This is a genomic window from Rhizobium aureum (genome assembly GCF_030182495.1).
GTDB classification, from domain to species: domain Bacteria; phylum Pseudomonadota; class Alphaproteobacteria; order Rhizobiales; family Rhizobiaceae; genus Rhizobium; species Rhizobium tropici_C.
Window position 1 is genome coordinate 32,227 of the sequence record NZ_JAQJCI010000019.1, and the last position, 12,578, is coordinate 44,804.

Here is a 12,578-nt window from a genome sequence, read left to right on the forward strand (position 1 = left end):
AAGCAAGCAGAGCGAATTCCACCGGGAATGATTGACAACGGCAGCATCGCATCGGATCATCCGCCCATGATCGCAAATCGGACCACAGTAATGCACCTTCACACCATCTCTCCCCTTGCAGGGCGAGTGGAAGCTGTGTTGCGCTGAGCCGACCGCGATCCATCTCAACCCTGCCGAGGCGAGCAGGGTTGAAGCCTCCTTGCTCTCCTCCCCTGATATCAAAGGAGAGCCCATGAATTCCGACCAGGACGACCCAATCAAGCGACGGCCAGGTAAAATCGGTCCGATCGAGATTCGTGCAACGCGGCCGTCGGATGCCGAAGCGATCGCGGCAATCGCCAATCTTCCCGGTTTCCGCGCCGGTACCTTGCGTCTGCCCTTTCAAAGCCTTGAGGAAACGCGGGAATGGCTGGAAAAGCCCGCCCCTGACTCAACGCGCCTTGTGGCGGAGGTAAACGGTCAGATCGTCGGCAATGCCGGCCTGAAACGTCTTGCCGGCCGGCGGATTCACACCGGCAATATCGGTATGGGCGTGCATGACGATTTCACGGGCTGCGGCATCGGGTCCGCACTGCTGGGCGCTCTGATCGACGCGGCCGATAACTGGCTTGCGATCAAGCGTCTGGAACTGACCGTCTACGTCGACAATGCGCCGGCGATCCGGCTCTACGAGAAATTCGGGTTCCAAACCGAGGGCCGGCTGCGCGCCTTCGCATTCCGCAACGGCGAATATGTCGATGCGTTTACGATGGCACGCCTGAAATTCTGAGCGCCTGAGATTCTGAGTGATCAAGGGCGGCGGATTGCAATTCCGCCGCCTTCCGTCATCCGCCGATCAAAGCCAGCCACTCGTCCTCGGTCATGACCTGGACGTCGAACTCACGCGCCTTGTCAAGCTTCGAGCCGGCGCCCGGTCCCGCCACGACGATGTCGGTCTTTTTGGAAACCGAGCCGGATACTTTCGCGCCGAGACTCTCCGCCTTCGCCTTGGCCTCGTCGCGTGTGAACTTTTCCAGCGAACCGGTAAATACGACCGTCTTGCCGGCCACGGGGCTGCCCGAAGTCACCGGCTGCTCCGCTTCTTGAGGCTGAACCTCCTCCAAGAGCTTTGCGATCACCTGCGTATTGCGCGGTTCCTTGTAGAATTCGACGATGGCTCGCGCGACCACCTCGCCGATGCCCTCGATATTGTTAAGGTCGTTCCAGGCATCGCCGACAAGCGGTGCGGCTTCCTTCATCGCTGTTTCAAAGGCTTGGTAGGTTCCATAGGAGCGTGCCAGCAGCTTGGCGGTCGTCTCGCCGACATGGCGGATACCCAGCGCGAGGATGAAGCGATGCAAGGCGATCTTTCGCCGCTCGTTGATCGCGGCGTAGAGCTTACTGACGCTCACCTTGCCGAAACCGTCAATGTTCTCCAGCTTGGCAAGCGATGCCTGCTGACGCCTCTCCAGGGTGAAGATGTCGGGCGCGGTCTTTATCTGCAGCGCCGGGTCCTCGCTCTCGAAGAAGAAATCGATCTGCTTCGAGCCCAGGCCCTCGATATCGTAGGCGTTGCGCGAAACGAAATGCTTGAGATGTTCGGTCGCCTGCGCGCGACAGATGAAGCCGCCGGTGCAACGCGTGACGGCGTCGACCTTGCCGGTCTTTTCGTTGATATCGCGCACCGCATGGCTGCCGCAGACCGGGCAGACTTTGGGAAATTCGTATGGCACGCTCGACATCTCACGCTTTTCCAGCACGACATCGACGATCTGCGGGATGACGTCGCCCGCCCGCTGTACGATTACCATATCGCCGACACGGATATCGCGGCCGTCGCGGATCGGCTCGCCCTTGTTGCCGATGCCCTTGATGTAATCGGCATTGTGCAGCGTCGCATTGGTCACCACCACCCCTCCGACCGTGATCGGCTCGAGCCGCGCGACCGGCGTCAGCGCCCCTGTACGGCCGACCTGGATGTCGATGCCGACCAGGCGCGTGAAGGCCTGTTCCGCCGGAAACTTGTGCGCCGTCGCCCAACGCGGCGAGCGCGAACGGAAGCCGAGGCGGGCCTGCAGTTCCAGACTGTCGACCTTGTAGACGACGCCATCGATATCGTAATCCAGATCCGGCCGCTGCAGGCCGATCTCCTCGTAGTGACCGAGAATGTCGGCAACCGAACTCAGCCGCTCCATCAGCGGATTCACCGGGAAACCCCAGGATTTGAAGATCTGCACCATGCCGTATTGGGTATCCGCCGGCATGTCCGACATCTCGCCCCACGCATAGGCAAAGAATTTCAGCTTGCGGCTGGCCGTCACCTTCGCATCGAGCTGACGCAGCGAACCGGCGGCCGTATTGCGCGGATTGACGTAGGTCTGCTTGCCCTCGGCTTCCATCTGCGCGTTGAGCGCCAGGAAGTCGCTCTTGGCCATATAGACCTCGCCACGCACCTCGACGACCGAGGGAGCGCCCGCAGGCAAGGTCTGCGGTATTTCCTTGATGGTCCTGATATTGGCCGTGACATTTTCACCGGTGGTGCCGTCGCCGCGCGTAGCCGCGCTCACCATCCGACCATTCTCGTAGCGGATCGACATCGAGAGGCCGTCGATCTTCGGCTCGGCGGTAAAGGCAATGGAATTGTCCGGAAGGCGGCCGAGGAAGCGATAGACGCTGGCGACGAAATCCTCCACATCCTCCTGCGAGAACGTGTTGTCGAGCGACAGCATCGGCCTTGCATGCACGACGGGCGCGAAAGTTTCAGACGGTGCAGCGCCGACCCGGCGCGAAGGGCTGTCGGCACGAATGAGCGCTGGAAACCGGGCCTCGATGGCATCGTTGCGCCGCTTCAGCGCATCGTAATCCGCATCCGAAATCTCCGGCGCATCCTTGCCATGATAAAGCGCGTCATTGCGCGCGATCTCCGCGGCCAGATAGGCAAGTGCCGCGGCCGCCTCCTCTTCGGTCAAATCCTCGACGGGCTTCTGTTCGGTGCTCATGAATCTACACTCCCCGATTTCGGAGATGTTTTAGAGCACTTCCATGAAAACTGCGAAGCGGTTTTTCCGTTCGTGACGCGCAATATAAGGGGAAAAATCCGGCATTCGACGACGACTAAATTCACGAAGTTCAGAATAGCAGTTCGGTGCCGCAATCCAAAATCCGTGTCGGCCGACCTTAGTCATGGCCGGCATCTGCAGCACACGGCCGTAAAATTCCGGCAACCGAAATGTTAGAGATCAGCCGTTGCCGGCGAGCAAGCGCTTGGCAGCCGCCCTCGCCTCTTCCGTCACCGAGGCGCCTGCGAGCATGCGGGCGATTTCCTCGGTGCGGTCCTTCGGCTCCATGGTCGCAACACGCGTGGAAATCTTTTCGGAACCGTCAGCAACCGGGCCTTTGGAGATCAGGAGATGCGTCGCCGCACGGGCGGCAACCTGCGGCGCGTGGGTGACGGAAAGCACCTGGACGCGGTCGGAGAGCCGCTTCAGCCGCTGGCCGATCGCGTCCGCAACCGCGCCGCCGACGCCAGTGTCGATTTCGTCGAAGACGAGCGTCGGCGCCGAGCCGCGATCGGCAAGTGCCACCTTCAGCGCCAGCAGGAAACGCGACAGTTCGCCACCGGAAGCCACCTTGGTGATCGGCCCGGGGCGCGTGCCAGGATTGGTCTGCACATGGAATTCGACGACGTCGATGCCGTCGGCCGTACCGGCCTCTGGATCGCTTGTTATCTCCACCATGAAACGCGCCCGCTCGAGTTTCAGCGCCGGCAATTCGGCCATGACGGCCTCGGCCAAGGCTTCGCCGGCATGGCGCCGCTTTTCCGAAAGGCCGCGTGCCGCCGCATCATAATCTGCCTTGGCGGCGGCAAGCTCGGTGGCTAATCGCGCCAGCCGCTCCTCACCGGCATCGAGATCGGCAAGATCCGAAACCATGCGCTCGGCCAATGCCGGCAGTTCCGTGACCGGCACTGAATATTTCCGCGAGGCGGCCCGCAGCGCAAACAGGCGTTCCTCGACCCGCTCCAATTCGCGCGGATCGTATTCCGTCTTGCGCAGCGCCGCCTCGACTTCCATCTGGGCGTTGGAAAGCTGGTCGAGAGCGGCATCGAGCAGCGCGACCGTATCTTCCAGCAGGCCCGGCGCCTCATGGCTCTTGCGCTCCAGCCGGCGCACCAGCGAGGCAATATGCGGAACGGGTGATGCATTGCCGTTGAGGAATTCCGAAGCCTCGGCAATATCGCCGGCAATACGCTCGGCTTTCATCATTCGCGAGCGCTTTTCAGCAAGCTCATCCTCCTCGCCATCCTGTGGGGAGAGCTTTTCCAGTTCTTCGACCGAGGCACGAAGGAAATCCGCCTCGCGGGCCGCCTTCTCCACCTGCTCCGTATGCTTCTTCAAGGTGCGATCGGTATCGCGCCAGACCCTATAGAGCTTGCCGACCTCCTGCGCCTCGTCGGCAAGACCGGCGAAGGCATCGAGCAATGTGCGGTGCGCGTCGGTATCGACGAGCGCTCGGTCATCATGCTGGCCATGAATTTCGACAAGAAGCTGTCCGATCTGACGCATGAGCTGAACGCTGAGCGCCTGATCGTTGACAAAGGCCTTGGTACGGCCATCGGCGGACTGGACGCGGCGGAAGATCAGATCACCGTCGTCGTCGATGCCGTTCTCGCGCAGGAGCTTGCGGGCGGGATGCTGCGTGCCGACATCGAAAACCGCGGTCACCTGGCCGCGGTCCTCTCCATGGCGCACGAGGCCGCCATCGCCGCGCCCCCCGAGGGCCAGCGACAGGCTGTCAAGCAGGATGGATTTGCCCGCGCCCGTCTCGCCGGTCAGCACCGAGAGCCCGGATTCGAAGACAAGATCCAGCCGCTCGATCAAAACGATATCGCGGATCGAAAGCTGGATCAGCATCTGCGCTCAATCTCACGTCCCAAGAAGAAGTTTCTTGCCCGCCCTGGAAATCCACGAGCCCGAGTTTTCGCTCGGCTCCACGCCACCCTTCTGCAGCAGCTGATAGGAATCCTTATACCAGCGGCTGTCCGGATAGTTGTGGCCGAGAACGGCGGCTGCCGTCTGTGCTTCCTGGACGATACCCATCGCATAGTAGGCCTCGACCAGGCGCGCCAGCGCTTCTTCGATCTGGTTGGTGGTCGGATATTGCTCCACGACGATGCGGAAGCGCGAGATTGCCGCGAGGTAATCCTTACGCTCCAGATAGTAGCGGCCGATCTGCATTTCCTTGCCGGCGAGCTGGTCGCGGGCGAAGCGAATCTTCTCCTGCGCGTCGCTGACATATTGCGACTTCGGATAATTGTTGACGAGCTTGGTCATCGCCTCGATCGTCTGTTGTGCCGCGCGCTGATCCTGCGTCACGTCGACGATCTGCTTGGCAAAGGACGCACCGACCAGATACTGGACATAGTCGGCATCTTCCGAGCCGGGATATTGCTTGAGATAGCTGTTACCCGTCTGTACCGCATCGTCGTAACGACCCGTGCGATATTTGACGAATGTGCTCATGACAAGAGCTTTGCGCGCCCATTCGGAGAATGGCTGCTGCTGGTTGATGGCGTCGAACTTCTTGCCGGCTTCCGTCATGTTGCCGGCCTTGATGTTGGCAAGGCCCTGATTATAGAGCATTTCCGGGGGATCGGTCTCGACACCGAGCTTGGTGATGTCGATATCCTTTTTGGTATTACAACCCGTCACCACCGCACCGGTACCGGCCAGAAGGAACGATACGAGCAAAGCCCGTGCTGTGATATTCATGCGTTCAGACCTTGCAAAACCCATCGGATGACTGTCCCACTAGCCGTCGTTGCGGAGACGGCGTTCTCTCGCTGGCGTTTCTAGCCGCAAAAACACCATCAGGGCAACGCATTGATGATGCATTAACGCATTTTTGTGGCAAAAGGCGCATATCCGCAGTCTTTAATGCCTGTTTTAACAGGGAATTCTCATATCGGCCCGCGCGTGCTCTCCGTCTTGCGAAGGCTGACGGCAAACCGCGTGAGTCGCCTGCCAAAAAAAGAGCCGCCCCTCATCGGAGCGGCACCTTTCTCATTCAAATTCCGCAGCGTTACGCCGACCAGGGAGCGAACTCAGGCGCATTGACCGGCACGAATTCGCGGCTGTGAGCGCGCTGTCGCGGAGCCGACGTTTCGACGACGTCATAGGCGCTGGCATCGCTGAGCAATGCCTTCAGGGCATTCGCGTTCATGCGGTGGCCACCACGGTAAGAGCGGTAGCAGCCGATGAACTGCGCGCCGGCCAGCGCCAGATCGCCAACGGCATCCAGCGTCTTGTGACGGACGAATTCGTCCTTGGCGTAACGCAGGCCCTCGACGTTGATAACGGTGTTGTCGTCGGAGATGACGACGGAGTTTTCGAGCGACGAACCCAGCGCATGACCCGACGCCCAGAGACGTTCGACATCGCGCATGAAGCCGAAGGTACGGGCGCGCGACAATTCGGTCTTGAAGGTCTCGGCGGTCAGATCGCCTTCCCACTTCTGCCGGCCGATCAGCGGGCATTCGAAATCGATCTCGACTTCGAAGCGCGTGCCGTCATACGGGCGGAATTCGCACCAGGAACCGCCGGCTTCGATGCGAACCGGCTTGGTGACACGGATATAGCGGCGCTTGACGCCGAGCGACACGATGCCGGTCTGCTCGATCGCCTCGATGAAGGGATAGGAGCTGCCATCCATGATCGGCATTTCAGCGCCGGTCACTTCGACAACGACGTTATCAAGGCCGATCGCATAGATCGCGGCCATCACATGCTCGACCGTGGCAACGGAACGCGCCGGAGAGAAACCAAGAACGGTGCAGAGATCCGTGTTTCCGACTTGCGATGAAACGGCGCGCAGTTCGGTCACATCGCCATTGTCGTGCAGGCGCTGGAAAACGACACCGGTGCCGGCTTCGGCCGGATAGAAGGTGATCGACACATTAGCGCCGGAATGAACGCCGATACCCGAAAGTGTCACAGGGTTTGCAATGGTGGTCTGAAAACCAAGCAATCCGATTGCCATATAGTTCTGCCTTCGTCTGTCTGATCCAGGCCGGGCGGTCATCTTCGGACGCTTACCCTTATCGCCGGTTCAGTCTGTTAACTATGCCACGCACCTCACATACATTCGTCTCCGAATGTGATTCAGCGGGCTTGCTTGGTATTTACATACGCGTCGAGACACCGCATTCCAAATCACTGTTTCTTTCGTTTTGTTACGAAAGCAGCCAATTGATTTTGTTGGATAATTTTAAATAAGACAATGGTTATAAAATAAGAAAATCCGGAACCTTTCGGCCCCGGATTTCCTCAATATGGTTAGCAACCTATTAAAGGTCTGCCTGCTGCGGCTCAGTTCGACTGGCGGCGCAGGAAGGCCGGAATCTCGAGCTGATCGTCCTCATGGTTTGCCATGCGCGCTTGCGGAACCTGACGACCCTGATCGTCGAGCGTGCCGCGACGCGGAGCGTAGAGGCTGGCCTCCGGCGACGGCGCGCGGCGCTGCGGAGCCGCGTTGTTCGTCGAAGCCATCATATCGTCGAAAGCCGGGTCTTCTTCGCGGCGGCCGAGCGAATTGGTGATTCGCTTCAGCAGACCCATCGGGCCACGCTCCTCCGTAGCCTGGGCGGCTGCCGGCTGGGCGCGGTGTTCCATCTCGGCCTTAACGACCGGCGGGAAATCCTCGACCTTCGGCATGCGGACCTGCTCGGGAGCCTGACGGATGACCGGCTGCTGATGCATGACCGGCGCCTGCTGCTGAGGCTGCGGCTGAACCGGAGCCTGACGGACCGGCTGAGCTTCCGGGGCTGCTGCGAAGATGCGGCTCTGCGGACGGAAGTTATCTTCCGGCGCTGCGGCCTGCGGCATCACCGGCTGCTGCTGGACATGAGCCTGACGACCCATCTGGAATTCCAGTTCGCGCTCGAGATCGGCCTCTGCTGCACGAATGGTCTGGGCAACCGGATCGACAGTGCGAGGAGCCGGAGCGGCAGCCTGTGCGGTCTGGGCCTGCGCGACGTGGGCAGGCTGAGCTGCGGCCGCTGCCGGAGCGGCGGCCGCGGAAGGACGCATAGCCGGCTTCGCGGCAGGGCGGAATTCCATGCCTCTGTCGCCTGCTTCGTTCATCGCGCGGTCGATACCGGTCGCGACGACGGAAACGCGGATGATGCCTTCGAGCGATTCGTCGAAGGTGGCGCCGAGAATGATGTTGGCATCGGGATCGACTTCTTCGCGGATGCGGGTCGCAGCTTCATCGACTTCGAACAGGGTCAGGTCACGGCCGCCGGTGATCGAGATCAGCAGGCCCTGGGCGCCCTTCATCGAGGTTTCGTCGAGCAGCGGGTTGGCAATGGCGGCCTCAGCGGCCTGCATTGCGCGGCCCTGGCCGGAAGCCTCGCCGGTACCCATCATGGCGCGGCCCATTTCGCGCATGACCGAACGGACGTCGGCGAAGTCGAGGTTGATGAGACCTTCCTTCACCATCAGGTCGGTGATGCAGGCAACGCCCGAATAGAGAACCTGGTCGGCCATCGAGAACGCGTCGGCGAAAGTCGTCTTGTCGTTGGCGATACGGAACAGATTCTGGTTCGGGATGACGATCAGCGTGTCGACCGACTTCTGCAGTTCCTGGATACCCTGCTCGGCGAGACGCATGCGGCGGCCGCCTTCGAAGTGGAACGGCTTGGTGACGACGCCGACGGTCAGGATGCCCTTGTTGCGAGCCGCCTGCGCGACGACCGGTGCTGCACCCGTACCCGTGCCGCCGCCCATGCCGGCGGTAACGAAGCACATATGCGTGCCGTTGAGATGATCGATGATTTCATCGATGCATTCCTCGGCGGCTGCTCGGCCGACTTCCGGCTGCGAACCGGCGCCGAGACCTTCCGTGACGTTGACGCCGAGCTGGATGATCCGCTCTGCCTTCGTCATGGTCAACGCCTGAGCGTCAGTGTTGGCGACGACGAAATCGACGCCCTGCAAGCCTGCCGTGATCATGTTGTTGACGGCATTGCCGCCACCGCCACCAACACCGAACACGGTGATTCGCGGCTTAAGCTCGGTGATATCTGGCTTATGCAGCTTGATAGTCATTGTACCCGTTCCTTCTCTTGATGGCCGCATCGCCACGCCGGCCAATTCACTCGATTTCACTTGCCTGACGCTTACCCGGAGAACCTCTCCGGATCAGGCACTCAAAAACTCTCCTTCAGCCATTGGCCGACACGGCCGATCCGGCTGTTGTTACCCCCAAACGACGAGAGCAGACCGCTGCTCGGCGCATGTGTCTCCATGTCTGCGACCTGCGGATAGATCATCAGTCCCACAGCCGTCGAAAAAGCCGGCCCCTTGGCCGCCGTCGGCAGGCCGGACACGCCCATCGGGCGGCCGATGCGGACATTGCGGGCAAGAACGCGACGCGCCACTTCGGGCAGGCCGGTCAGCTGGCTGGCACCACCCGTCAGGACGACGCGCTTGCCGACGATCGGGCTGAAGCCCGAACGCTGGATACGATCGCGAATGAGCTCGAGGGTTTCCTCGATGCGAGCCTTGACGATGCGCGACACAAGCGCCTTCGGCACCTGCGTCGGCTGATCGCGCTCGTCTTCGCCGATCGGCGGGATGGAAATCAGTTCACGCTCTTCCGAAGAATTCGCGAGCGCCGAGGCATGGACCACCTTCAGCCGCTCCGCATCCTCGATGCGGGTGGAAAGGCCACGGGCAAGGTCCGTTGTGACGTGATGGCCGCCAAGGCTGACGGCATCGGTGTGCACCAGCTTGCCCTCGGCAAAGACCGAGATCGTCGTCGTGCCGCCACCCATGTCGATCGCGGCGCAGCCCAGTTCGACTTCGTCATCGACGAGAGCGGCAAGGCCGCTGGCATAAGGCGTCGCCACCATGCCCTCGACCGAAAGATGGGCACGGTTGATGCAGAGCTCGAGATTGCGCAGCGCTGAGCGCTCCGCGGTCACCACATGCATGTCGACACCAAGCGCATCACCGAACATTGCCAGCGGGTCGCGGATGCCGCGCTCGCCATCAAGCGAGTAACCGGTCGCCAGCGAATGCAGCACGGCGCGTTCCTGGCGGATCGATTGCTGGCAGGCGGCGGCCAGAACCTTCTTGAGGTCATTGGCCTCCACTTCCTGACCGCCAAGATCGATGGTCGCGGTGTAGATGTCGCTGCCGAGACGGCCCGCCGAGACATTGACGATCAGGCTGTCCACGGTCAGCCCAGCCATGCGCTCGGCCGCATCGACGGAGAGCCGGACGACGCTTTCCAGCGCGTCGAGGTCAGCGATGACGCCGGTCTTGATGCCGCGCGAGCGCTGGTGGCCGATGCCGATGATCTCGATATTGTGCGTGCGGTTCGGAAGAACCTGGCTCTCCTCGCGCGGCGTCAGCCGACCGATCATGCAGACGACCTTCGTCGAGCCGATGTCGAGGACCGACACGATGTGCGACCGCTTCGAAGACAACGGCTTCAAGCGAGGCAGGCCGAAATGGGACGAACCGAATAAGCTCATGTATCCTGCCCTGCTTTCTTCAAAGCCTTGTTTCTTGCATCGACGGCAGCCTGACGACGAACTGCGGCATCCGGGGTTAATTCTATTGCCGTGCGATCATCGAGACGGAGATCGACCGCAGCGATATCGCGCTCGAGAAGATTTTCGTCCTTGTCGAGCTTGGTGAGACGCGCGAGCGCGCCATCGATATTGTCTTCCGGCAATTTGATGATCACGCCATTGTCGAGATAGAGATCCCAGCGACGGCCAGCGACGCGGACGAAAGCCTTCACATGACCACGGATATCCGGCCACTTGGCAAACTCGTCCTCGACGGATGCCGCTGCAGTTTCAGCATCACGACCAACGAAGAGCGGCAGCTTGGCGAACTTATTGTCGCGCAGCGGCGCGATCACGCTGCCGTCCTTCTGGATCAGCGAAAGCTCGGAGCCGTGCTGCCAGATGGCGTAAGCCTTGCGCTCCGTCAGCTTCACCTCGACCGCCCTCGGATAGACCTTGCGAACTTCCACATTTTCGACCCAGGGCAGGTTCGCGATCTTCAGGCGAGCCGCATCGGCATCAAGGGCGACGAGCGAGGTCGTGCCGTCGAGGCCAAGCAACTGCAGGATCTCGATTTCCGAGGTCTCGTCATTACCGGAAACCTTGACATCCTCGATCGCGAACCCGGCAGCGGAGGTCGTCGCCTCCGCAACAGCCTGGCTGTGACCGCCGATAGACATGCCGTAGAGGCCAGTCGCCGCAAAGAGAGCGAGAACTGAAACCGTACCCGTGTGCGCGGGAATATTGATGCGACCCGAGCCGAGGCTGACCAGGAAGCGCACCGCGCGGCGCAGCGGACGCGGCAGGACGAATGCGTCCTCGACATCGTCGATGGCGAGCGGGACGCGATGACGGGACCGCCTCATATTTTTGACCGTCAGCGCAAACAAGACGCGTCCTCCACCATCCACCGGAGAAATTCACCAAAAGAGTAGCCGGCATGCGCCGCCATTTCAGGCACCAGGGAGGTAGGAGTCATGCCGGGCTGGGTATTGATCTCCAACCAGACAAGTTCGCCCTCTTCGGAAAAGCGATCGTCAAAACGGAAGTCAGATCGACTAACACCGCGGCAGCCGATAGCTTCATGCGCCCTTAACGATAATGTTTGTATGTTTTGGTAAAGATTCGGTGAAATTTCCGCCGGCAAGACGTGTTTTGACCCACCCTTGGCGTACTTGGCGTCATAGTCATAGAAGCTGTGACCAAGCGGCACGATCTCGGTAACGCCGAGAACCTTGCCATCCATGACACCGCAGGTCAGCTCCCGTCCATAGACGTAGCGCTCGACCAGCACCTCGTCGCCGTAGCGCCATTCGGATGACGTGACGATCTGCGGCGGATGCGCTTGATCTTCCTTGACGATCACGACGCCGAAGCTCGAACCCTCGCGCACCGGCTTGACGACGTAAGGCGGCTCCATCGGGTGCTCGTTGACGATGTCGAAGCGATTCATGACGATCGAGCCCGCCACCGGAATACCGGCCGCGGCGGCAACCGTCTTGGCGCGCGACTTGTCCATCGCAAGCGCCGAGGCAAGCACGCCGGAATGCGTATAGGGAATCTGCAGATATTCGAGGATGCCCTGGATCGTGCCATCCTCACCAAAGGGACCATGCAGCGCATTGAAGACGACGTCGGGCTTCACTTCGGCCAGACGGCTGGCAACATCATGCCCTACATCGATACGGGAAACCTGAAAGCCTTCGGCTTCGAGGACATCGGCGCATGCCTTTCCCGAAGAAAGGCTGACAGGCCTCTCCGAGGAAAATCCGCCCAAAAGGACAGCCACATGCTTGCCACCCATCAATACCCCCGACTTCACGGTCTCTGCTCTGCGTTTGCCGGGCCTCGCCTAACAGCGATTCTCGCCCCGCTTTCAATAGGCTGATTAGAACGACATTAAGGTTAATGAAGCGTTTACTTTCGTTAACTTTCGGCCGCTCCGCCGATGATCGAATGGTTCGAATCAAACCGACCCAAAGAATTCTGCCATTAGAATCAGAGAGTTGCTACTTTTGAA

The 12,578-nt window shown here is 60.7% G+C and carries 9 protein-coding genes; 1 reads left to right on the forward strand and 8 read right to left on the reverse strand.

What is annotated here, in order from left to right:
• The first annotated feature begins 232 nt into the window (after positions 1-232).
• Positions 233-769, forward strand: coding sequence for a GNAT family N-acetyltransferase (locus PH552_RS28250; RefSeq protein ID WP_113249374.1), 537 nt, complete (start codon positions 233-235; stop codon positions 767-769).
• Between the two features lie 55 nt (positions 770-824).
• Here PH552_RS28250 and ligA read toward each other — a convergent pair whose 3' ends face one another.
• The 8 genes from ligA to PH552_RS28290 form a co-directional block, all read right to left on the reverse strand.
• A complete protein-coding gene (ligA, locus tag PH552_RS28255) occupies positions 825-2,978 on the reverse strand; it encodes an NAD-dependent DNA ligase LigA (protein ID WP_113249375.1) in 2,154 nt (717 codons plus the stop codon).
• A 240-nt stretch (positions 2,979-3,218) separates the two neighbouring features.
• Positions 3,219-4,892: a DNA repair protein RecN gene (gene recN / locus PH552_RS28260; RefSeq protein ID WP_113249376.1), complete on the reverse strand. Its 1,674-nt coding sequence runs from the start codon at positions 4,890-4,892 to the stop codon at positions 3,219-3,221.
• A gap of 12 nt (positions 4,893-4,904) precedes the next feature.
• The gene (locus PH552_RS28265; protein ID WP_181592369.1) at positions 4,905-5,774 is read right to left on the reverse strand and encodes an outer membrane protein assembly factor BamD; all 870 of its coding nucleotides are present in this window, start codon (positions 5,772-5,774) and stop codon (positions 4,905-4,907) included.
• Positions 5,775-6,060: 286 nt separating this feature from the next.
• The gene (gene lpxC, locus PH552_RS28270) at positions 6,061-7,017 is read right to left on the reverse strand and encodes a UDP-3-O-acyl-N-acetylglucosamine deacetylase (RefSeq protein ID WP_113249377.1); all 957 of its coding nucleotides are present in this window, start codon (positions 7,015-7,017) and stop codon (positions 6,061-6,063) included.
• Between the two features lie 329 nt (positions 7,018-7,346).
• Positions 7,347-9,086, reverse strand: a complete 1,740-nt coding sequence (ftsZ, locus tag PH552_RS28275) for a cell division protein FtsZ (RefSeq protein WP_113249378.1) — start codon at positions 9,084-9,086, stop codon at positions 7,347-7,349.
• A gap of 101 nt (positions 9,087-9,187) precedes the next feature.
• Positions 9,188-10,519, reverse strand: a complete 1,332-nt coding sequence (gene ftsA, locus PH552_RS28280; protein ID WP_112342775.1) for a cell division protein FtsA — start codon at positions 10,517-10,519, stop codon at positions 9,188-9,190.
• Positions 10,516-11,448 (reverse strand): cell division protein FtsQ/DivIB, encoded by a 933-nt coding sequence (locus tag PH552_RS28285; protein WP_113249379.1) that lies wholly within the window; start codon positions 11,446-11,448, stop codon positions 10,516-10,518. The genes ftsA and PH552_RS28285 overlap by 4 nt, the downstream gene beginning before the upstream one ends.
• Entirely contained in the window at positions 11,436-12,362 is a 927-nt protein-coding gene (locus tag PH552_RS28290) for a D-alanine--D-alanine ligase (RefSeq protein ID WP_113249380.1), read from the reverse strand. Before PH552_RS28290 ends, PH552_RS28285 begins: the two co-directional genes overlap by 13 nt.
• Between the last annotated feature and the right edge of the window lie 216 nt (positions 12,363-12,578).